Source organism: Mycobacterium sp. MFM001 (genome assembly GCF_003402475.1).
In the GTDB taxonomy this organism is placed as follows: Bacteria; Actinomycetota; Actinomycetes; order Mycobacteriales; family Mycobacteriaceae; genus Mycobacterium.
On record NZ_BFAB01000003.1, the window covers coordinates 105,600 to 125,339 of the forward strand.

Annotated in this window: 20 protein-coding genes; 9 read left to right on the forward strand and 11 right to left on the reverse strand. The window is 66.6% G+C overall.

Annotation, left to right across the window (positions count from 1 at the left end; genetic code table 11):
* The first annotated feature begins 143 nt into the window (after window positions 1-143).
* From MFM001_RS06795 to MFM001_RS06805, 3 genes are all read left to right on the forward strand, one after another.
* The gene (locus MFM001_RS06795) at window positions 144-1,850 is read left to right on the forward strand and encodes a serine/threonine-protein kinase PknD (RefSeq protein WP_238159009.1); all 1,707 of its coding nucleotides are present in this window, start codon (window positions 144-146) and stop codon (window positions 1,848-1,850) included.
* A 42-nt stretch (window positions 1,851-1,892) separates the two neighbouring features.
* Window positions 1,893-3,479 carry a Na+/H+ antiporter gene (locus MFM001_RS06800; RefSeq protein WP_116374501.1) on the forward strand — a complete coding sequence of 529 codons (1,587 nt, stop codon included), beginning with the start codon at window positions 1,893-1,895 and terminating at the stop codon, window positions 3,477-3,479.
* A 70-nt stretch (window positions 3,480-3,549) separates the two neighbouring features.
* Complete coding sequence (locus MFM001_RS06805; protein WP_116374502.1) at window positions 3,550-4,143, forward strand: hypothetical protein; 594 nt, start codon at window positions 3,550-3,552, stop codon at window positions 4,141-4,143.
* Between the two features lie 5 nt (window positions 4,144-4,148).
* On the opposite strand, the gene MFM001_RS06810 is transcribed toward MFM001_RS06805, so the two are convergent.
* The 5 genes from MFM001_RS06810 to MFM001_RS06830 form a co-directional block, all read right to left on the reverse strand.
* On the reverse strand, window positions 4,149-4,835 hold the full coding sequence (locus MFM001_RS06810) for a sensor domain-containing protein (RefSeq protein WP_116374503.1): 687 nt from the start codon (window positions 4,833-4,835) through the stop codon (window positions 4,149-4,151).
* Between the two features lie 150 nt (window positions 4,836-4,985).
* Window positions 4,986-6,785 carry an N-acetylglutaminylglutamine synthetase gene (gene ngg, locus MFM001_RS06815; RefSeq protein ID WP_116374504.1) on the reverse strand — a complete coding sequence of 600 codons (1,800 nt, stop codon included), beginning with the start codon at window positions 6,783-6,785 and terminating at the stop codon, window positions 4,986-4,988.
* Window positions 6,786-6,807: 22 nt separating this feature from the next.
* Window positions 6,808-7,995, reverse strand: a complete 1,188-nt coding sequence (locus tag MFM001_RS06820; protein WP_116374505.1) for an acyl-CoA dehydrogenase family protein — start codon at window positions 7,993-7,995, stop codon at window positions 6,808-6,810.
* Window positions 7,996-8,002: 7 nt separating this feature from the next.
* Window positions 8,003-8,437: an SRPBCC family protein gene (locus MFM001_RS06825; RefSeq protein WP_116374506.1), complete on the reverse strand. Its 435-nt coding sequence runs from the start codon at window positions 8,435-8,437 to the stop codon at window positions 8,003-8,005.
* A 39-nt stretch (window positions 8,438-8,476) separates the two neighbouring features.
* The gene (locus MFM001_RS06830) at window positions 8,477-9,256 is read right to left on the reverse strand and encodes an SDR family oxidoreductase (protein WP_116374507.1); all 780 of its coding nucleotides are present in this window, start codon (window positions 9,254-9,256) and stop codon (window positions 8,477-8,479) included.
* 73 nt (window positions 9,257-9,329) lie between these two features.
* Here MFM001_RS06830 and MFM001_RS06835 point away from each other — a divergent pair, with 73 nt between their 5' ends.
* From MFM001_RS06835 to MFM001_RS06855, 5 genes are all read left to right on the forward strand, one after another.
* Complete coding sequence (locus tag MFM001_RS06835) at window positions 9,330-10,301, forward strand: aldo/keto reductase (protein ID WP_116374508.1); 972 nt, start codon at window positions 9,330-9,332, stop codon at window positions 10,299-10,301.
* Window positions 10,302-10,303: 2 nt separating this feature from the next.
* The gene (locus MFM001_RS06840) at window positions 10,304-10,690 is read left to right on the forward strand and encodes a DUF2237 family protein (protein WP_116374509.1); all 387 of its coding nucleotides are present in this window, start codon (window positions 10,304-10,306) and stop codon (window positions 10,688-10,690) included.
* Window positions 10,691-11,063: 373 nt separating this feature from the next.
* Window positions 11,064-11,573 carry a DUF2505 domain-containing protein gene (locus MFM001_RS06845; RefSeq protein WP_116374510.1) on the forward strand — a complete coding sequence of 170 codons (510 nt, stop codon included), beginning with the start codon at window positions 11,064-11,066 and terminating at the stop codon, window positions 11,571-11,573.
* The gene (locus MFM001_RS06850) at window positions 11,560-12,249 is read left to right on the forward strand and encodes a Type 1 glutamine amidotransferase-like domain-containing protein (protein ID WP_116374511.1); all 690 of its coding nucleotides are present in this window, start codon (window positions 11,560-11,562) and stop codon (window positions 12,247-12,249) included. The genes MFM001_RS06845 and MFM001_RS06850 overlap by 14 nt, the downstream gene beginning before the upstream one ends.
* 26 nt (window positions 12,250-12,275) lie before the next feature.
* Window positions 12,276-13,757 (forward strand): biotin carboxylase, encoded by a 1,482-nt coding sequence (locus MFM001_RS06855; RefSeq protein ID WP_116374512.1) that lies wholly within the window; start codon window positions 12,276-12,278, stop codon window positions 13,755-13,757.
* A gap of 47 nt (window positions 13,758-13,804) precedes the next feature.
* On the opposite strand, the gene MFM001_RS06860 is transcribed toward MFM001_RS06855, so the two are convergent.
* The 3 genes from MFM001_RS06860 to MFM001_RS06870 form a co-directional block, all read right to left on the reverse strand.
* Window positions 13,805-14,737: an NADP-dependent oxidoreductase gene (locus MFM001_RS06860; protein ID WP_238158980.1), complete on the reverse strand. Its 933-nt coding sequence runs from the start codon at window positions 14,735-14,737 to the stop codon at window positions 13,805-13,807.
* Between the two features lie 38 nt (window positions 14,738-14,775).
* Window positions 14,776-15,693, reverse strand: a complete 918-nt coding sequence (locus tag MFM001_RS06865) for an alpha/beta hydrolase (protein WP_160117999.1) — start codon at window positions 15,691-15,693, stop codon at window positions 14,776-14,778.
* A 61-nt stretch (window positions 15,694-15,754) separates the two neighbouring features.
* Entirely contained in the window at window positions 15,755-16,573 is an 819-nt protein-coding gene (locus tag MFM001_RS06870) for an SDR family oxidoreductase (RefSeq protein WP_116374515.1), read from the reverse strand.
* Window positions 16,574-16,695: 122 nt separating this feature from the next.
* Here MFM001_RS06870 and MFM001_RS06875 point away from each other — a divergent pair, with 122 nt between their 5' ends.
* Window positions 16,696-17,277: a TetR/AcrR family transcriptional regulator gene (locus tag MFM001_RS06875; RefSeq protein ID WP_116374516.1), complete on the forward strand. Its 582-nt coding sequence runs from the start codon at window positions 16,696-16,698 to the stop codon at window positions 17,275-17,277.
* A gap of 96 nt (window positions 17,278-17,373) precedes the next feature.
* On the opposite strand, the gene MFM001_RS06880 is transcribed toward MFM001_RS06875, so the two are convergent.
* From MFM001_RS06880 to MFM001_RS06890, 3 genes are all read right to left on the reverse strand, one after another.
* Window positions 17,374-18,021 (reverse strand): AAA family ATPase, encoded by a 648-nt coding sequence (locus tag MFM001_RS06880; RefSeq protein WP_192886870.1) that lies wholly within the window; start codon window positions 18,019-18,021, stop codon window positions 17,374-17,376.
* A 13-nt stretch (window positions 18,022-18,034) separates the two neighbouring features.
* Complete coding sequence (locus tag MFM001_RS06885) at window positions 18,035-18,391, reverse strand: type II toxin-antitoxin system prevent-host-death family antitoxin (protein WP_116374517.1); 357 nt, start codon at window positions 18,389-18,391, stop codon at window positions 18,035-18,037.
* Between the two features lie 63 nt (window positions 18,392-18,454).
* On the reverse strand, window positions 18,455-19,729 hold the full coding sequence (locus MFM001_RS06890; protein ID WP_116374720.1) for an amidohydrolase family protein: 1,275 nt from the start codon (window positions 19,727-19,729) through the stop codon (window positions 18,455-18,457).
* Between the last annotated feature and the right edge of the window lie 11 nt (window positions 19,730-19,740).

Genomic DNA, 19,740 nt, shown 5'->3' on the forward strand with positions numbered 1-19,740 from the left:
GCTGACGGGGTCGGCCCGCCGGCGAAAACCCTGCGACTGATTTCGCGGCGCGCTATGGTGCTGGCACGTTGCTGAAGGGTTGCTCGTTGCAGGGAACTTCGTTCGGAAAGTACCGGCTCATCGAATTGCTGGGCCGCGGCGGCATGGGCGAGGTGTGGCGAGCCTACGACACGTCGATCGACCGGATCGTCGCTCTGAAGATCCTGCCCGCCGAGATGTCCAAAGACGGGGTGTTCCAACAACGGTTCCGGCGGGAAGCTCATGCGGCCGCGCGGCTGAACAGCCCACACGTCATCCCGATCCACACCCACGGGGAAATCGACGGGCGGCTCTTCGTCGACATGCGGCTGATCGAGGGCCGCGACCTACACTCCGTTCTCGCCCGCGGTCCGCTGCCGCCGGAGCGGGCTGTGCGCATCGTCGAACAGGTCGCCAAGGCTTTGCACGACGCGCACAAGGTCGGGCTGCTGCACCGGGATGTCAAGCCCTCCAACATTTTGCTCGACCACGACGACTTCGCCTATCTGATCGATTTCGGAATCGCCCGCGCCACGGGCGAACTGGGCTTGACGGCGGCCGGCGACGTGGTCGGCACCTACCATTACATGGCCCCGGAACGGTTCAACGCCGGACAGGTCGACGCCCGCTCGGACATCTACTCGCTGGCCTGCGTGCTGTACGAATGCCTGACCGCACGGCACCCGTTCCCCGGTGACAGCCTCGAGCAGCAGATCACCAACCACCTCTCGACTCCCCCGCCGCGGCCGTCGATCACCAAGCCCGGATTGCCCGGCGGCTTCGACTCGGTCATCACCCGCGGCATGGCCAAAGACCCTGCCGCGCGGTACCGCACCGCGGTGGAGCTGGCGCGCGCAGCGCGGGAGGCCATCACCACGCCGGTCGTTGCGCCACACCCGTCGGCGCCGACACAGCCGAGGATTCCCCACCGCGAACAGGCGCGGACCCCACCACCGCAGGCGCCGCCAACGCCGTGGTGGCGCCGCAAACCCGCCGTCATCTCGACAGCCGCCGCGCTCGTCGTCGCCGCGGTTGTCGCCGGCGTGGTTCTCGCTGTCGGCCATCACGGCCCGGCAGCCAACGGCCAGGTGACGCTGCCGTTCACCGGGCTGCGGGAACCGCAAGGTGTGTCGGTGGATATCGGCGGCACGGTGTACGTCGCTGACACGCCGCACAACCGGGTGCTGGCATTGGCGGCCGGCTCGACCAGCCCAGCCGTGCTGCCGTTCGACGGCCTGAACTACCCGACCGGAGTCACCGCGGACAACACCGGCACGGTCTACGTCACCGACGCCGGCAACAAACGCGTGGTGGTGCTGCCGGCCGGCTCGGGCACCCAGATCCAGCTGCCCTTCAGCGATCTCGGCAACCCGACCGGTATCACGGTGGACAGCAGCCGCACTGTCTACGTCACCGACACCGCCAAGAACCGGGTGGTCGCGCTGCCGGCCGGCTCGAACCGGCAGACCGAGCTACCGTTCTCCGGCCTCAGCGCTCCCACCGGTGTCGTCGTGAACAGCAGCGGAACCATCTACGTCGCCGACGGCGGCAACGACCGGGTGCTGGCATTGCCGTCGGGCTCGAATACCCAAGCGGCACTGCCCCTCACGGGCCTCAAAGAACCCGGCGGTGTGACGGTGGACAATCAGGGCGCCGTCTACGTCACCGACAGCCAGAACAACCGCACGCTGAAACTCCCCGTCGGATCGACGACGCAAGTCGAACTGCCCTTCACCGGACTGGACAATCCGTGGGGCCTGGCGGTCGACAGCAACGGCACCGTGTACGTCGCGGGCCACAGCAACCAGGTGGTGGCGCTGCGGCAAAACTGACCGCCGCGCAGCACCCAGCGCGCCATACAGGAAGATGTCCTGGTGTTCGGGCTCGTCGTCGTCGTAGCGCTGTTTGCCACCGTCGTCTTGGGGACGGTGCTCGGCAAGCGGTATCGGGTCGGTCCCCCGGTCCTGCTGATCCTGTTGGGCGCCCTGCTGGGCCTGATCCCCCGCTTCGGCGGAATCCGGCTCGACGGCGAGATCGTGCTGCTGCTGTTCCTGCCGGCGATCCTCTACTGGGAAAGCATGAACACCAGCTTCCGCGAGATCCGGGCGAACCTGCGCGTGATCGTGTTGATCAGCGTCGGCCTGGTGATCGCCACCGCGGTCGCGGTGTCGTGGACAGCGCGAGCGCTCGGCATGGAGTCACACGCCGCGGCGGTCCTGGGCGCCGTGCTGTCGCCCACCGACGCCGCCGCGGTGGCCGGGTTGGCCAAACAGCTGCCGCGCCGGCCCCTTACCGTGCTGCGCGCCGAGAGTGTCATCAACGACGGGACCGCACTCGTGCTGTTCGCGGTGACCGTCGCCGTCGCGACCGGCAGTCCCGCGATCGGCCCGGCCGCCTTGGTCGGCCGGTTCGTCGGGTCCTACCTCGGCGGTATCGCCGCCGGGCTGCTGGTCGGCCTGGCGGTGACGATGCTGCGCCGCCGACTCGACGCGCCGCTCGAGGAGGGAGCCCTGAGCGTGCTGACGCCGTTCGCGGCGTTCCTGCTCGCCCAGTCGGTTCACTGCAGCGGTGTGGTCGCGGTGTTGGTGTCCGCTCTGGTGCTCACCTACGTCGGCCCGAGGGTGATCCGGGCCCGGTCTCGGCTGCAGTCGTTCGCGTTCTGGGACATTGCGACCTTCCTGATCAACGGTTCGCTATGGGTGTTCGTCGGGGTGCAGCTGCCGAGCGCGGTTCGCGGCATCGCCAACCTCGACGGCGGCCTGGACCGCGCGGTGTTACTGGCGCTTGCCGTCACTGGTGTCGTCGTCGCGACCCGGATTGCCTGGACCGAAATCACCACCGTGCTGCTGCGCACGCTGGACCGCCGCGAGGTGCAGCGCGCCCGTCGCGTCGACTGGCGTCAGCGCGCGGTGTCCAGCTGGGCGGGATTCCGCGGCGCGGTGTCGCTTGCCGCAGCGCTTGCCGTCCCGCTGACCACGCGCAGCGGCGCGCCGTTCCCGGACCGCAACCTGATCATCTTCGTGGTGTCGGTCGTGATCCTGGTGACCGTCCTGGTGCAGGGCAGCACGCTGCCGATCGTCGTTCGCTGGGCCCGGCTGCCCGAAGACGCTGCGCGCGCGGACGAATTGCAGCTCGCCCGCACTCGTAGCGCCGAAGCCGCCCTCGAAGCACTGCCTCAGGTGGCCGCCGAACTCGGGGTCGGCGACGAGCTGTTGGGCCGTTTGCAAAAGGAATACGAGGAACATGCCGCGCTCGTCATGGCCGACGCCTCGGTGCCCAACGGCGCGGCCGAGCAGAACGATCTGGTGCGACGGGTCCGTCTGCGTGTGCTCGAACACAAACGCCGTGCCGTGACGGAGCTTCGGGACCGAAATCGCATCGACGACATCGTGCTGCGCGAGCTGCAGACCGCGATGGACCTCGAAGAAGTACGACTTCTCGATCCCGCCGACACCGAATAACCTCGAATACCCTGCACTGTGGTCCGGATATAGTTCGGCGATGACTTTGCAGCAAAAGAGCAGCCAGGCAATGAGGATTTCACTGATGGCGGCCACCGGAGCCGCTGTGACGGCCGCACTGGTGGCCGGCTGCCACAGCAATTCGAAGTCTTCGACAGCCACCTCGGGATCAGCCACGCCGACCGCAACCAGCCACGCCTCGGCGCCGGCGCAGGCCACCGACTACACCAAGCTGCTGATCGGGCCGAAAGACATCAACGCACCCGACACGTTCACCGCCGGCCCGCCGACACCGAACCCGAATGGCCAGCAGGGGGCGGCGATCACATTCACCGACGACGACGGCAGCCACGTCATCCGGGACACCATCGTGATCCTGCCGGACCCCGCCGCCGCGGCGAACGCGCTCGATGCGGCGAAGGCGGCGCCGCCCGGTGCCATTACCGGACCGCCCGTCGCGACGGACGTCGGCGCCGGCGGTACGACGATCTCGGGGGATGCACCCGACAAGTCAAAGGGAATCACGGTGTTGCTGTTCACCGAGGGCAAGGCGTTCGTCACGCTGGAATTCGACGGCCCCGCCGGTATGTCAGCGCCGCCGGATTTCGTCAGCGACGTCGGCAAGAAACAAGACGACGCGATCAAGCAGAGGCTGCACGCCTAAAGGCGTTACCGCAACGGCACTTTCGCGGCGATCTGCTTAGCGAGGTCGACGGCCGAGTTTTTCGGGTCCGGGCTGCAGGTGTTGACGTCGACGATGACGTTGTTCTTCAGCGCCAGCGCACGTCCGCAGGCCCAACCACCCTCCTTGGCATCTTGTTGCGTCGCAACCACGCTCAGTATGTCGTCGGCGTTGGATATCGGTCCGGCGGTCCACTCCGTCCCGGACTGGATGTGGCGGTACTGATGGCAGGCCGGCCATTGTTTGGCCGAGTTGTTGAAGAAGGCGGCGGCCTGCTTGGCGGTCGGAAACAACACCACCGCCTCCTCGGCGTAATGGGTGAAGTTGTCGCCGTCGTTGAACGCCTGATCGCGGATCGCGGTGAATCCGCTGTCCGCATAGACCTGGGCCTGCGCCGAGCTGTCGACGGCCAGGCATTCCCTGGGTTCCATCAGGGCGCTGTCGTCGGACATCGCGTCGTGTTTCCTGGTGAGTTTCAGTTCGGTGGCGCCCATGATGGGGTTGATCTGCTCGGGCGGGAGCAGCAACCCGTCCAGCTCGCGCTCGACGACGGGACGCGGAATGAGCGTCGTAGTGGTGGTGGTCGTCGTCTTGGCGGCCTGGTCTCCGCCGCCGCAACCTGCGGTGAGAATGCAGATGGCTGCGACGGCGAACGCTGTCGCCAAATAGCGCATCTGCGCACCCCCATTCCTGCCGTTGCAAAAACAGATTTCTGCTGCGCCGACCAGAACTTGCGTGCCGTCGAGCCTACCGCGAACTGTGGGGGCAAATGCCAGCGAATCGCCGAATATCCCCGTCCGCCAGGTGCTCTCAGCGGGTTCGAATTATGTGCGGGAAACGCCTTGATTCCCGCCGTCGGATTGCGATTCGTCAGGAGTCCACGCTGTCGGCGGGGCGGGCTGACCAGGGAACAAGAAGTCGACGAACGCCGCGGCCGTGGGTTGCGGCTCGTGGTTGGCCAGGCCGGGTCGCTCGTTGGCCTCGATGAACGCGTACTCCTCGCCGGTGACGTCGGGAACCACCAGGTCGATGCCGGTCACCGGGATACCGATCGCCTCGGCCGCCGCCACCGCCACCCGGCACAGTTCGGGGTTCACCTCGGCGGTGACGTCGCGAATGGTGCCGCCCTGGTGCACGTTGGCGGTGCGGCGCACCCGAAGCCGGGTTCCTTCGGGCAGCACGTCGTCCATGTTCCAACCCGCGTCGACGACCGTCGCCTCGGTGACCTCGTCGAGCGGGATGCTGGATTCGCCGCCGGTGGCCTCCGAGCGCCGTCGGCTCTCGGCCGCGACCAAATCCCGCACGCTGCGGTCGCCGGTACCGATGACCTCGGGCGGCAACCGCAGCGCGGCAGCCACCACCTTGCCGTCGATCACCACCAGGCGAAGGTCGTCGCCGGCCACGCGCTGCTCGATCAACACCTCGGGGTGTTGCTCGCGCGCCCGGGCCAGGGCGTCCGCGAGCTTGTCGGGCCCGTCCTCGGCGGTGATGCCGACCGTGATTCCCTTGCCCTGCTCGCCGCGCGTCGGTTTGACGACGACCTCGCCGACCTCGGCCAGGAACGCATAGTCGTCCTCGTCGAAGGTGGCCAAGCGGGCTCGCGGCACGGTGATGCCCACCTCTTTGACGAGCCTGCGGGTTAGCCGCTTGTCGTCGCAGCGGCTCATGGCGATCGCAGAGGTGTACTCCGACAGCGACTCGCGGGTGATCACGCTGCGGCCGCCGTGGGTCAGCCGCATCTCGCCGGTCTCCGCGTCCAGGACCTCCACCTGGATGCCGCGGCGCAGCGCCTCGTCGGCGATGATCCGGGCATAGGGGTTGAGGTCGTCGATCGTCTCCGGCCGCGGGGTGAACAGCGGCTCGTTGATCGGGTTCTTGCGCTTGATCGCCATCACCGGAACTCGGCGGAAACCCAGCTTCTCGTAGAGCGCGATGGCCGCGTCGTTGTCGTACGCGACCGACAGGTCCAGGTAGGCGCGGCCCTTGCGGCGGAAGTGCCCGGCCATCGCCCGGGCCAGGGCTGCGCCGACCCCGGGAAGCGCCGCGGCCGGGTCGACGGCCAGGGTCCACATACTCGACCCGCGCTCCGGATCGGAGAACAGCACCTCGTGGTCGACGCCGGTGGCGGTCCCCACCACGGCGCCGTCCTCGTCGCGCACCGCGACCAGATAGGTCACCGCCTCGGCATGCAGGTGGTTGTCCCAGGTGACGTCGACCGGCGCCGGGACCATTCCGCAGCGCACGTAGACGCGGTTCATCGCGTCGGCGTCCGCCCGGTCCTCCAGCGTGCGCACCGTCACGCCGGGCGGCGACGTGCCTTCCTCGTGGGAGTCGGTGAAGCGCAGCCGATATGTGTGGCTGGGATCGATGAACAACTCGCTCGGCGATTGCGCGACGACGACGTGTGGCTCGCGCGGGTAGATGCAGATGTCGCGCCGCCCAGGCTCTTCCCGGCGCAGCGCTTCGGCCAAGCTGTCGGAATCGGCGAAGGTCTGGCCGAAAATGAGTCGGCCCCAACCCAATTCGAGTTCGACGTTCTTGGCCATCGCGTCCATCAGGTGAGCCGGCGCAGTGTCATGCAGGCCCAGCGTGATCGCCTCGTCCGAGGGATCGACGGTGCTCATTCGCCTTGTCTACCCACTTCGCTCAGAGGCCGAACTGGTCGTCGATGATGCCGAGCCAGATCCGCGCGGCGTCGATCGCGACCTTTTCGCTGATGAAGGCGTGCTGAGTTCCGGTGTACATGTCGCGGAATGCCCGCTCGAAGCGGCTGCCCTCACGGATCGCGGTGGTGCCGGCCGCCAAATGTGCCCATTCCGCGCAGCTTCGGGCGGTGTCGGTGGCGTGCACGGCGGCCACCCGCATGTCGGCCCGCAGGGTCGGGGTCAACTGTCCACCGGAGGCGACGGCAGCCTCGGCCGTGCCGAACGCGTCGAGAACCAGCAGACGGGCGGCGCGCCACGCCGCGACGTGCTGGGCGAGGCCTTTCTGGAACGTCGGGCGGCTGGCCAGCGACTCCCCCATGTCGCTCATCCGGTATTTGGTGGCCGCCAGTTCGGTGACGTCGTCGAGCATGCTCTTGGCGACCCCGAGCGCCCACGACGCGTGACCAGCGGCGGTCACCGACATCAGACCCATGCGGGTGGCCGGCGACGAGCCGCGGTACGGCTCGCGGCGAAACAACGGGAATGTCCGGCTTTCCGGCACGAACACGTCCTGGGCGCTGTAGTCGTAGGATCCGGTTCCCTTGAGCCCCTGGACATACCAGCCGTCGTCCAGCGAGATGTCGTCGCGCGCAACGACGGCCACCTGCATGTCGGGTACACCGTCGCTGACCCAGCGCATTTCGCCGTCGTCGAGCGGTAAGAACCCGGCCGCAATGTATTGCGAATGTCCAATGCCCGAGCCGAAATTCCACGACCCGCTCAACCGGTAGCCGCCGTCGACGGCAATCCCTTGCCCGTTGGGGAAGAATTGGCCGCCCAGCGTGACGCGGTTGTCGTGCGCGCTGAACACCTCGGCGAAACCGTCGTCGGGCAGATAGCACGCCGCGGCGAACGTCGACGGCAGGTTCGCGATGCCCACCCAGCCGAACGACCCGTCCTGCCAAGCCATTTCGATCCAGGTCTCGATCATCTCGGCGAACGACGGTTCGACACCGCCGGCCGCGGCGGGATTGAACGCCGACAGCAGCCCGCTGGCCCACATCCCCTCGACAATCGGGGCGGTCAGTGTGCGCCGGCGCTCCGATTCGGCGGCCTCGGCGCGCACCAGCTCCCGCATGCCCCGGGCCAACGCCACAAGTTGGCCACTCTTTTCGGCCGTCGACGTCATCGGGCGGCTAGCCTTCCAGCGCCTTCGCGCAGCCGGCCAGGATCGCGTCGAAGCTCGAGCGGAGCAGCCGCGCGCTGACGGGCTCCATCAGCCTGCCGCCGAAATACGCCGGGTGGGTGTAGCGGGTGAGCCAGTCGACGTGCGTGCCGTCGCCGCGGGGAGTGAACGTCAGTGTGCCGCCGTCGTGCACGAACGGCGGAAACGAACGGAGGATGAGGTAGGAGTAGCTGCGCGGCGGGTCGTAGGCAGTGATCTCTTCGCGAAACCAAGTGCCCAGCCCAATTACCCGTCGCACCGCGCCCTCGCCGGGGGCCGTCGCGCCTTTCTCCCAATAAGACCGGAAGATCGGCGGAGCGGCGGTCAGACTGGCCGGGTCGGCCAGCCAGTCGAAGACCCGTTCGGTGGGCGCGGCGATTGTCCGTTCGACTCGAAGCTCGACCATGAGGCCTCCTGTCTGGCAGTAGCCGTGTCGGCTATGACATTACGACGGTCCGGGATCGGCAAACGCTGCAGAGGCGGCGGGCCCGCCGCGGGCGACCACGAGCGGCATCGACGTGGCCGCATCGGTGCGCAGGATTGTGTGCACCACTTCGATGAGGTCTTCGACGGGCATCAATTTGCCGGGCATGCAGCCGCGCGACATCCACAGCGGCACAGCCTGTTTGGCGAGTTCGGGATCCCAGCCCACGCTCATCCCCGTCTGCGCGTCGCCTTCACCGCCCGGGCACTCCCCCACGATCAGGCAGGTGAAGCCAATCTCGGGGTGTTCGGCGCGCCAGGCTTCCACGAGTCGCTCCAGCGCCGCCTTGCTGACGCCGTACGCGCCGAGGCCCGGCCACGGCGGCCCGAAGGTTCCCGCGTCGGACGAGAGGTAGACCGCCTTGCCGACGGAGGCCATCAGATGCGGCATCGCCGCCGCGGTCGCCAGCGCCGCGCCGATGACATTGGTGTCGAAGACGCGCCGCCACGTGGCGGCGTCGGTGTCGACCATGCGGACCAGCGGCCCGACGGCGGGCGTGTACACCAAGTGGTCGATGCCGCCGAGTGCTTCGGCGGCATTGTTGATCGCCGCCCGGCAGGACGCCTCGTCGGTGACGTCGCACTCGATGGCGGTCGCGCCCGGGCCGGCCTCCTTGGCCGCGGCTTCGATGCGTTCGCGACGCCGGGCGAGCAGTGCGACCTGAGCGCCACGCTGCGCAAGGCCGACGCCGATGCAACGCCCGAGTCCGCTCGAGGCGCCGATCACTACTGTCCTTGACATATTCGCCCTCTCTTGTAACGCCTGCTGCAGGCACAGCGTACAGATCACGATGGGTGTCAGTACCGTGAGCGATATGAAATATCTGGACGTCGAGGGAATCGGCAAAGTCAGCCGGATCGGACTGGGCACCTGGCAGTTCGGCTCGCGGGAATGGGGGTACGGGGACCAATACGCCTCGGGTGCTGCGCGCGAGATCGTGCAGCGTGCTCTTGCGTTGGGAGTCACGCTCTTTGACACCGCTGAGGTGTACGGATTCGGCAAGAGCGAACGGATTCTCGGCGAAGCGCTCGGCGACCAACGCACCGACGTGGCGGTGGCCAGCAAGATCATGCCGGTCGCGCCGTTCCCCGCGGTGGTCAAGCAGCGCGAGCGCGCCAGTGCGCGACGGCTGCAGCTGGACCGTATCCCGCTCTACCAGGTTCACCAACCGAACCCGGTGGTCCCCGATTCGGTGATCATGCCCGGGATGCGCGATCTGCTCGACAGCGGCGCCATCGGCGCGGCCGGCGTGTCGAACTATTCGCTGGCGCGATGGCAGAAGGCCGATGCCGCGCTCGGCCGGCCGGTGATCAGCAACCAGGTGCATTTCTCGCTCGCATACCCCCGGGCGCTGGACAACCTGGTGCCGTTCGCCGAGCGAGAGAACCGCGTCGTGATCGCCTACAGCCCACTGGCGCAAGGACTTCTGGGCGGCAAGTACGGCGTCGACAACCGGCCCGGCGGTGTCCGGGCGATCAACCCGTTCTTCGGCACCGAAAATCTGCGCCGCGTCGAGCCGCTGCTGCAGACGCTGCGCGCCGTCGCCGCCGACGTCGACGCCAAGCCGGCGCAGGTGGCGCTGGCCTGGCTGGTCAGCCTGCCGGGCGTGGTTGCCATTCCCGGCGCATCCAGCGTCGAGCAACTCGAGTTCAACGTCGCGGCCGCCGACATCGAGCTGCCCGCGGATTCCCGCAATGCGCTGACCGACGCCGCCCGCGCGTTCCGACCGGTCTCGATGGGCCGCTTCGTCACCGACACGGTCCGCGAGAAGCTTCTGCGTCGCTGACGATGCTTGACCGCAATGTGCTGGGCGGCCCGCTGGAACAGTGCGGCACCGAACCGCTCACCGGCTTCTACCGCGACGGCTGCTGCGCCACCGGGCCCGAGGACATCGGCCTGCACACCATCTGCGCCGTGGTGACCGCCGAATTCCTGGAGCACCAGCGCTCGATCGGCAACGACCTGGTGACGCCGCGGCCCGAGTACCGCTTTCCCGGCCTCACGCCAGGCGACCGGTGGTGCGTCACCGCGCTGAACTGGCTTCGCGCCCACCACGACGGCTACGCAGCCCCGGTGGTGCTGGCGTCCACCCACGAGCGCACGCTGGAGGCGGTGTCGCTGGAGGTGCTGCGGGAGTACGCCGTCGACGTGCCCGACGACCTGGGCGAGTTGTAGGGACGTCGCACCCGGCGCGAGCCGGGACCGGTAAACTCGCCGTCAATTACGCAAGGAATGACCTCGGCACCTACGCCGAGTTATGGAGGATCATGAAGCATCTTGTATCGAACGCGTTGCGCGCGGCGGTGTTCGCAGTCCCGGTGGCGGTGATGATTTCGGGTGCACCACTTGCCAGCGCAGTCACGGACATTGAGGACAACTGTCGGGGTGCCGGCGGTGACTACACGTCGCAAGAGGTACAACCGCATTTTGGCGCCGCCCCGGTTCGCATCGAGACGTGTTGCACCGCAGGGCAATGCGTTACGTACCGAGATGGCGTAAAGGGACCCACTTACGGAGGGGGTTAGTCCGCGGGACGCTCCTTACCGCTATGCCGCGTTCATTCGACATCTCCGCCGAATCGCCCGCCAGCGTTGAAGAGATCCATGCGGCGTTCGCCCGTGAAGACTATTGGCGGGCGCGCATGGCGGCCGCCGATGCCACCACGACGCTGGACGCGCTGGTAGTCGATGCCGACGGCACGGTGACAGTGCGGGTCACCCAGCACGTGGCCCGCCAGCTGTTGCCCGGACCAGTTGCCAAATTCGTTCCGGGCGACCTGAAAATCCGGCATAACGAGACATGGGCGCCTGTCGGCGACGGCCAGGTACGCGGGCAGGTCATTGTCTCGATTCCCCGGGGGTTGGGGTCAGGCCACGCGGAAGCCTGGCTGACCCCCAGCGGCGACGGCTCCCAGTTGCGCTTCGCCGTGAAAGTGGAACTCAAAATCCCATTGGTCGGCGGCAAATTCGAGAAGTTGATCGGCGAGAGTCTGGCCGTGAGCATTCCCGCGGTGGAGCGCTTCACCACTACGTGGATCGCCGAGCATGGCGGCAACTGAGACAGTGCAACCGCTTTATTTGCTGGCGGACAGCCAGCTGCTCTTCTGGAAGCGGCACGGCCGACTGCTGCTGGATGCAGCGCTCGATGGATTTGCTTGGGACACACCGTTTAGCGCGGCCTACATCGGTGCCTCCAACGGGGATCGTCCGGAGTTCTACGAGATCTTCGAAGCGGCGGTCGACGCGATCGGCATCACCGACCGTCGCATGATCGATTCGTCGTTCGCGCCCGACGACCGCGAATTCCTGGAGCGCGCCGAGTTGATCGTCCTCGCCGGCGGCGATGTGCGTCGGGGCTGGAACACATTCGAGAAAACCGGCATGAAGGATGTGATCCTGGACCGCTACGCGCAAGGTGCGGTCCTGGTGGGCATTTCGGCCGGCGCGGTCCAACTCGGACGGTATGCAATTGTCGAGGAATCCGAGTTGCTCGATGTGTTCAGGCTTGCCCCGGTGGTCATAGACACGCACGACGAGCGATCCGAATGGGCGCGGTTGTCACGCACGATCCAGTCGCTCGAGGGAGGGGCCACCGGGGTCGGACTGCCCGCCGGCGGTGGCGTCGTCGTGCACCCGGATATCACCATCGAGCCGCTCCGGCGTCCCGCGCACGAATTCCGTTTCGACGGCACCGGCGTCACGCACTCGCTGTTGTACGCCGAAGAAGACACCTGACTGGCTCGGCGGTGCACACTTGTCGCATGGAGAAACGCACCGGTGGACCTGAGCCCGAGCCGCGCCGCACGCTGAACGGCATCTCGGATGTCCGTGCGTTCTTTCACACCAACGCCGTACCGCTGTATTTCATCTCGCCGACCCCGTTCAACCTGCTCGGCATCGATCGCTGGATACGAAACTTCTTCTACCTCACGTACTTTGACTCGTTCGAGGGTGAACATCCGCGGGTGTTCGTACCGCGGCGGCGCAACCGCATGGATTTCGACTCCATGGAGGATGTGTGCAATTACCTGCTGCGCGATCCCGAGACGCTCGATTTCATCGCGCATCGGGGGCCCGGTGGCAAGGCCTGCTTCGTGATGCTCGACGAGGGAACGCACGCTCTGGCACGCGAGGTCGGACTCGAGGTCATGCAGCCGTCGGCGGAGCTGCGCCACCGCCTGGGCTCCAAGATCGTTATGACGCGGCTGGCCGAGAAGGCCGGGGTGGCCAGCGTGCCGCACGTGATCGGGCGGGCCGGCTCCTACGACGAGCTGTCAGCGCTCGCGCACGATGCCGGCCTGGGCGACAACCTCGTTGTGCAGGCCGCGTACGGCGACGCCGGCACCACGACGTTCTTTGTGCGCGGTCAGCGTGACTGGGACCGACACGCCGATGTCCTGGTCGGCCAGGAACTCAAGGTGATGAAGCGGATCCGCAATGTCGAGGTGTGCCTCGAGGGCGTCGTGACCCGGCACGGCACCATGGTCGGTCCCGCGATGACGAGTCTCGTCGGCTACCCGGAGCTGACTCCGTACAAGGGCGGCTGGTGCGGCAATGACGTGTGGCGCGGTGCGCTGACACCCGAACAGACGCACACCGCACGGGAAATGGTGCGAAAGCTGGGCAACCGCCTGCGGCGCGAGGGCTACCGCGGCTACTTCGAGGTGGACCTCCTGCACGACCTGGACTCCGACGAGCTGTACCTCGGCGAGGTGAACCCGCGGCTGAGCGGCGTCAGCCCGATGACGAATTTGACCACCGAGGCCTACGCAGACATGCCGCTCTTCCTGTTCCACCTGCTCGAGTACATGGATGTCGAGTACGAGCTCGACATCGACGAGATCAACGCGCGCTGGGAGCGGGGCTACGGCGGTGACGACGTCTGGAGTCAGCTGATGATTTGGGAGACCTCGCCGCATGTCGAGCTGATGACTGCGACGCCGCGCACCGGTGTGTGGCGGCTGCACGACGACGGGCGCGTCTCGTTTGCGCGCTCCGCCAACGACTGGGCCACGCTGAGCGACGAGTCGGAGGCGTTCTACATGCGGATCGCGGCCCCCGGCGACGTGCGCTGCAAGGGCGCCGAACTCGGCGTACTCGTCACCCGCGGGCACATGCAGACCAAGGACTACAAGCTCACCGAACGCTGCCGGCGCTGGGTCGAGGGCATCAAGGGGCAGTTCGCCTCGACACGGCTGACGCCGGGTGAGCCGATCGTGCCGCGGCTCGTCGCGCGGGCGTGATTGTTGCGCCCCTAGTCGCGGGGGCCTGGTGTTGCTGGCCAGCTGGCTCAGCCAGGCACAATAATGAGCTTGCCCCGCTTGGCGAATCCGTTTTGTTCGAGTTGCGTGAGGGCTGAGATTGCTTGCGATAGTGGCACCGTTTTGGCGATGGGTAGCCGCAGCACCCCTTCGCCCGCGGCCCTCGCGACCGCCTCGATATCGGTTGTGACCGCCTTGGCGATCACGACGTGGAATGGGCCAGGCAGGACGCTCCTGATCATGTTCGCTGGACTCGGCTTGACGCTGACGATACGACCGTTGGGCGTCAACATCTTTCGGGCATTTTTGACCGGTAACGTGCCGGCGGTGTCCAGGACGACATCGAATCGGCGTGTGAGGGCGGTGGGATCGAAGTCGAAGTCGACGATCGGATCGATACCGAGCTCGCGCGCCTCGTCCGCCGAGCCGGCCCGGCAGCTTCCCGCCACGGCCGCCCCGTGTGCCAACGCGAGTTGTACCGCCGAGCGACCCACTCCCCCAAGGCATCCGTGCACGAACACCGACTCGCCACGCTGCAGCTTGCCCTTATTGAACAGGGCTTGGTACGCGGTCAGACCGGCAGTGGGAACGGCGGCCGCCGCCTCGAACGTCAAGGCCGCGGGCTTCGTGACGACACCCTTCTCTTCGGCGACGACGACGTCGGCGAACGCGCCTGACCACTTGATCGGCGGTCCCCCGAGCACTTCGTCACCCACACGCACCCGGGTCACGTCGTCGCCGACAGCCTCGACGATGCCGGCGAAGTCGTAGCCCATCCCACGTGGGAAGGTTCGGCCGGTCACCATCTTCATCGCGCCGTTTCGGATCACGAAGTCCATCGGGTTAGCAGCGGCCGCGCGCACCCGGACGAGAACATCGTGGGCGCGGAGTTTCCTGGGCTCGAAGTCTTCGAGCCGCATGACGTCCGGTCCACCGTAGCGGTGGTACTGAATTCGCTTCATTGTGGGCATGTGAGTTCTCCGATTAGTGGTGTCGTGTGTCAACGGGATAGGGGCATTGCCAGAACAGATTCGAGGAATGCCAACGTTGTGTGATGCAGCGGAGCCGCGTTGAAGTGAGCAGACCCGTGGTCGCCGTCGACGATCTCCACCAGGTCCGCCCGGACCCCCACGGCTGCGAGTGCGCGATGCAGGCGTCGGCTCTGCTCGATGCCGACGCGACGATCCCTGTCCCCGTGGGCAATCAGGAAGGGTGGCGCGCCGGGATGTGCCAGGCGGCACAGGTTTCCCCGCTCCACCACCTGCGGTTGGCTGGATGGCACGAATCCGAAGAAGCGCGCCAGTGTGCTGTCGGGACCTTGCATTCGTTCGATGGCGTCGGGGTGTGCGTCCTCATCGTGTTTGAGGAAATCGGTGGGTCCGTAGTGCTCCACGACAGCGGTCAGACCGCAGGACACCTCCGAGGAGGGTTCGGTGCTGCTCACCAGGTCGCTGTCGTCTCCGGCGAGCGCAACGGCACTGATGAGGTAGGCGCCTGCGCTGGAACCGAAGCCCACGATGCGCTCAGAATCCAAGCCGTAGCGATCGGCGTTGGTCCGCACCCAGCGCACGGCCGTAGCGACATCTTGGATGGCGGCAGGAAAGACGGCCTCGCCACTGAGCCGGTACTGGACCGACACCACCGCCAGCCCGGCCTCGAGCAGAAATCGCCATGGGCCCATTTGCTTGCTGCCGGTGAAAAAGCCCCCCGGATGTGCGTACACGATCACGGGAACCGGTGCGGCCGCAGGCTGGTGCGGGATGTGCAGATCCATGGTGAGTTGCCGAAATCCGATGCGAGTGGCGTACGGGCGATCCAGGTAACTCGCTACCCCGGGGAAGACTTCGACCGGTGCCAGAGTGTCGAATTCGGGCCGGAGCACTGCCGAGAGCATCTCGGCAGGGATATCGACTGGCATGCCGGGAATGTGCAAGGGATGACTCCTCTCGAAATACGCTGCAGTAGAGGCTATTTGCGCCTCATGACCCATGCGGCGCGGGCTCGATGAGAGCGCGGCCGAGCAGCCAGCCGAACATCTTGGCCGACAGGGATCGCGGAATCAGGTGTTTAACCAGAAGATCCCCAGCGCTGTTGGTGAGGCCTGGGATGACGCGCGCCCGTGCGCCCAGGCTGTTCAACGCCGCCTCGGCAACCTGCGACGCCGCCATTCTTGGGCCGCTGATCTTCTGAGGGTCAAGGCCAAAGGATTTTTCGGTGATTTCGGTCTTCGTCATCCCAGGCGAGAGGACCAGGACGTCGACGCCGTCTTTTTTCAGTTCGTAGTGCAACGCCTGGCCCAGTGAGGAGACGTACGCCTTGGCCGCGGCGTAGTTGGCCACGTAGGGCACGGCGCTGGCGTCGAGGCTGGACGCCACCAATACGATGGCTCCGCGACCCCGCCGGACGAACGCATTGCCGAAAACGTACGCCATCTGCAGTGGCACCACCGCATCAAGGGTGAGGACTTCGAGTTCGTAGGCAAGCGAACTGTTGACCAGTGGTCCTGCAGAAGAGATGCCGGCATTGGCCACGACTAACCCGACGTCGAGATCATTGACCCGACGGGCCAATTCGTCCACTGCACCCTCGGCAAGTAAATCCAGGGCGAGCACGACACTCTCGGTGCCGTGTGCACGGGAGAGCTCGGTGGCCAAGGCGTCCAGACGGTCTTTGCGGCGCGCCACCAAGATGACGTTGACGCCCGCCGCACTGAGGTGGCGTGCGAATTGCTCTCCGATGCCTGAGGACGCCCCGGTCACGAGTGCGTACTGTCCGTAGGCTGCGCGAAGATCCTTCATTCCGATTCCTGTCTGCGCCGAGGGTCCTATTCCGGCGCCGAGAGCACGACACCAAGTGTCATCACACTACACCAATACGGCACTTGGTGTCATCACTCGTCTTCGCGCTTTAGAATGCGGATATGGGTCGGTGGGAACCCAACGCGGCCGAGCGATTGGGAGCCGCGGCGGTGGAATTGTTCGCCGAGCGCGGATATGAGGACGTCACGGTCGTCGAGATCGCTGAGCGCGCGGGATTGACCAAACGGACGTTCTTTCGTCACTTCGCCGACAAACGCGAGATTCTATTCCGCGGCCAGGATGCCTACCGCGACATGTTCGCCGACGCCATCGCCGGTGCGCCCGACGAAGCCAGCCCCATGGAAGCGATCGGGGCCGCACTGACCGCGTTCGCCGCCGAATTCACAGACGACCGCCGCGAATTTGTGGCCAAACGTCAAGCCGTCATCGACGCCAATCCCGAACTCAAAGAGCGAGACCTGCTCAAATCCGCCGCCCTGACAACGGCGATAGCTGACGCGCTGGTCGCGCGCGGGGTAGAACCGCCTGTCGCGAACCTGGCCGCCAACTTCGGCGCACTCGCCCTCAACGATGCCTTCCAAAGTTGGCTGCAACCCGGAAATCGGAAATCCATGACCACGCTTGTCCAGCAAGCGCTCCGAGACCTCGACACCGCAATAGCAGCGCTGCGCAGAGGCCCTTGACAGTACTAGCGCGAATCCAACGAGATCACCGTGCCTCCGCTGAACTAGCCGAGATGGCCCCGATTGCCGCTGTTTAACCACTTACCGGCACTCCTGCTAGGGCGTGAGTTCTAGCGCGGCAGCGACGATGGGCTTGGCCCAGTCCGGTGTGGCGGCCAAATCGGACGGCCCGGCAATCCGGCCGCGCTGCATGTGCAGGACCAAGAGCGGCTTCGGTGCCTGCCCGGCTGCGAGGTCGGCGGTCGCAGAGTTGTCATACACCCGTAGTTCGGTGAGCACAGGGAGCAATGTCACGAGATTGATCAGGCTGTGGCGATAGCGACGGCGGATGTCGGCTTCGGGAATGTCATGTCCGCCGGCGCGGACCCTTTGTCGCACCCGCTGGATGTGGGCGTCGGCGCTGCAGAGTCCTACGTAGAAGACGCGGACCTCGATGCCACGCTCGGCGGCCTGGGCCAGCAGTGCGCGAATCGTGTTGCCGCCGAGGGTGGTCTCAAAGGTGAAGTCGAGGTCTTGGTCAATCGCCCGCTCGAGCAGCTTTCGACCCTGTTGCCACGCCGCTGCGTTAGCCTCGGTCTGGCCCAATCCAGGGTTGACCGCCATGATCTCGCGGGCGGCCTCATCGGGGTTGTAGTACTCACCGCCCTTATCGCGGATGGTCGCGCCGACGATGCTGCTCTTGCCGGCGCCGTTGACACCCGCCAACACGTGGATCTGTGCGGGGATCCTGGTTTTGCGAACCATGGGCCGCGACGGGTCACCGCCGCCGCGCGCCGCGCGCCGCTTTCACCGCGGCGGCGCCCAGTTCCTCCGGTGTGGCGTCGAATGCCGCAGCGACTCCCGCCTTGGCCTTCGGTGTCTGCATGGTGGCCAGCAGCTTGTCGAAGCGCTCGGTGAGATCGTCGAGCACCGGTGTGGCCGATGCGGTCAGAGCCTCGAATTCGGCGTACGACAACAGCACCGCCCTGGGGGTGGCGTGCTTGGTGATCACCACAGCCCCATTGGCTGCGGCCTCCTCAAAGACGGTGCCGAACTCGTTTTTGAGACGGCTGGCGGTAACGGTGGGCACATCGACCAGCTTGCCGTCGCGGTTGCGGAACGAGACTGCGGACATGGGTGCTCCCGTCGGTAGTATCAGCGCGCCACCCAGTCTAGCTGTTTTGTCTAATCTGGTCGATTAGGACATATCGTCCACTAGGTCGGGGACAGGCTCCGCGTCCGTCAGCCAGTGGCGCCCGACCCGGCGGGCGGTTTCCCACTTGGGGATGCTCACCGCATCATCCTGGCCGAGGTCTTCCGGCGTCGGGCCGATGCGTTCGGCCAGTGGAGCCAGCGCGCCCAGATCGAAGTTGTACACCTCGGCTGCTGCCAGGCCCAGCATCTGACGGGTCTCCTCGATGGGCACGTCCCAGAAGGAGCGACGCAGCCAGTCCCGGGTGTGCGGCCACGTCCCCTCCGGATGGGGAAAGTCGTTGCCCCACAACAAGTTCGATACACCGATCTCGTAACGCCGCGTCAGCTCCCTGCGCTCGGTGGTGGTGGCCCCGATGAAACAGTTGCGGTCGAAGTACGCCGAGGGCGGCATCGTCAGATCGCCCTCCATCTGATGGCTCATCTTCTTGGCCGAGTGCTCGCGCAGGTAGCGCGTGTCCATCAGCCAGAGAAGATCATTGGCCCAAAACGCACCGCACTCCGTGACGCCCCATCGCAGCCGAGGGAAGCGCTCAAAGACGCCCGACCACAACGCGAACCACATCGGCCGGGCCCCCCACCAGCGCACCTCGGTGACATAGATGCCCAGGTGCCCGCCGTACTCCTCCTGCGGGGCAGGACCGGAATGGGTATGCACCGGCATCTGCAGGTCCTGGCAAGCGGCCCAGACCTTGTCGTAGCGACGGTCGTGATAGGGCGGGTAGCCGACCCAGCGCGCCGGGATCAGGATCCCGCCCCGCAGCCCGGACTCTGCGGCCCGGGTGATTTCGGCGACCGCCGCGTCGACGTCCGCCAGGATCGGCACCACCGCGACGCCGGCACGCCGCTCCGGATTGTGGCTGCACAGCTCGGCCAGCCAGCGGTTGTGGGCCCGCGCCCCCGCCATCGCACGGCCCGGGTCGAGGTCGCCCGACTGGCCGAGCCCGGCGCCGAACGGCGCCCCGGCGACCCCGGTCACCGCGTCGGCGTCGGGAAAGATGACTTCGCCGACCACTCCGTCGCCGTCAAGTTCCTTGTCGCGCAGGCCGACATCCCATCCGCCGGCAATACCCTCGCCGTGCTCGGAGAACCACTGCTCGGCGAACTCCTCGTCGATGAACCCGCCGGCCCGCGCCGCCGCCTCCTTCTCGGCCAGGTAGGCCTCGAAGTCCTCCCGGTATTCCGGGTCGACGTACTCGCGGTACTGCTCGGTCGGCAGCTCGGCGTGACAGTCGGCGGAGATGATCAGGTAGTTGTCCACTTCGGTCCTTT

What these genes read in the sequence shown, in the direction of transcription:
- ngg (WP_116374504.1), bottom strand. Translation starts at nt 6,785, where the DNA reads ATGAGCACCGTCGATCCCTCGGACGAGGCGATCACGCTGGGCCTGCAT.
- MFM001_RS06880 (WP_192886870.1), bottom strand. Translation starts at nt 18,021, where the DNA reads ATGGTTCGCAAAACCAGGATCCCCGCACAGATCCACGTGTTGGCGGGT.
- MFM001_RS06870 (WP_116374515.1), bottom strand. Translation starts at nt 16,573, where the DNA reads ATGAAGGATCTTCGCGCAGCCTACGGACAGTACGCACTCGTGACCGGG.
- MFM001_RS06830 (WP_116374507.1), bottom strand. Translation starts at nt 9,256, where the DNA reads ATGTCAAGGACAGTAGTGATCGGCGCCTCGAGCGGACTCGGGCGTTGC.
- MFM001_RS06855 (WP_116374512.1), top strand. Translation starts at nt 12,276, where the DNA reads ATGGAGAAACGCACCGGTGGACCTGAGCCCGAGCCGCGCCGCACGCTG.
- MFM001_RS06820 (WP_116374505.1), bottom strand. Translation starts at nt 7,995, where the DNA reads ATGACGTCGACGGCCGAAAAGAGTGGCCAACTTGTGGCGTTGGCCCGG.
- MFM001_RS06805 (WP_116374502.1), top strand. Translation starts at nt 3,550, where the DNA reads ATGAGGATTTCACTGATGGCGGCCACCGGAGCCGCTGTGACGGCCGCA.
- MFM001_RS06835 (WP_116374508.1), top strand. Translation starts at nt 9,330, where the DNA reads ATGAAATATCTGGACGTCGAGGGAATCGGCAAAGTCAGCCGGATCGGA.
- MFM001_RS06860 (WP_238158980.1), bottom strand. Translation starts at nt 14,737, where the DNA reads ATGAAGCGAATTCAGTACCACCGCTACGGTGGACCGGACGTCATGCGG.
- MFM001_RS06845 (WP_116374510.1), top strand. Translation starts at nt 11,064, where the DNA reads ATGCCGCGTTCATTCGACATCTCCGCCGAATCGCCCGCCAGCGTTGAA.
- MFM001_RS06840 (WP_116374509.1), top strand. Translation starts at nt 10,304, where the DNA reads ATGCTTGACCGCAATGTGCTGGGCGGCCCGCTGGAACAGTGCGGCACC.
- MFM001_RS06850 (WP_116374511.1), top strand. Translation starts at nt 11,560, where the DNA reads ATGGCGGCAACTGAGACAGTGCAACCGCTTTATTTGCTGGCGGACAGC.
- MFM001_RS06875 (WP_116374516.1), top strand. Translation starts at nt 16,696, where the DNA reads ATGGGTCGGTGGGAACCCAACGCGGCCGAGCGATTGGGAGCCGCGGCG.
- MFM001_RS06885 (WP_116374517.1), bottom strand. Translation starts at nt 18,391, where the DNA reads ATGTCCGCAGTCTCGTTCCGCAACCGCGACGGCAAGCTGGTCGATGTG.
- MFM001_RS06795 (WP_238159009.1), top strand. Translation starts at nt 144, where the DNA reads ATGGGCGAGGTGTGGCGAGCCTACGACACGTCGATCGACCGGATCGTC.
- MFM001_RS06825 (WP_116374506.1), bottom strand. Translation starts at nt 8,437, where the DNA reads ATGGTCGAGCTTCGAGTCGAACGGACAATCGCCGCGCCCACCGAACGG.
- MFM001_RS06810 (WP_116374503.1), bottom strand. Translation starts at nt 4,835, where the DNA reads ATGCGCTATTTGGCGACAGCGTTCGCCGTCGCAGCCATCTGCATTCTC.
- MFM001_RS06865 (WP_160117999.1), bottom strand. Translation starts at nt 15,693, where the DNA reads ATGCCAGTCGATATCCCTGCCGAGATGCTCTCGGCAGTGCTCCGGCCC.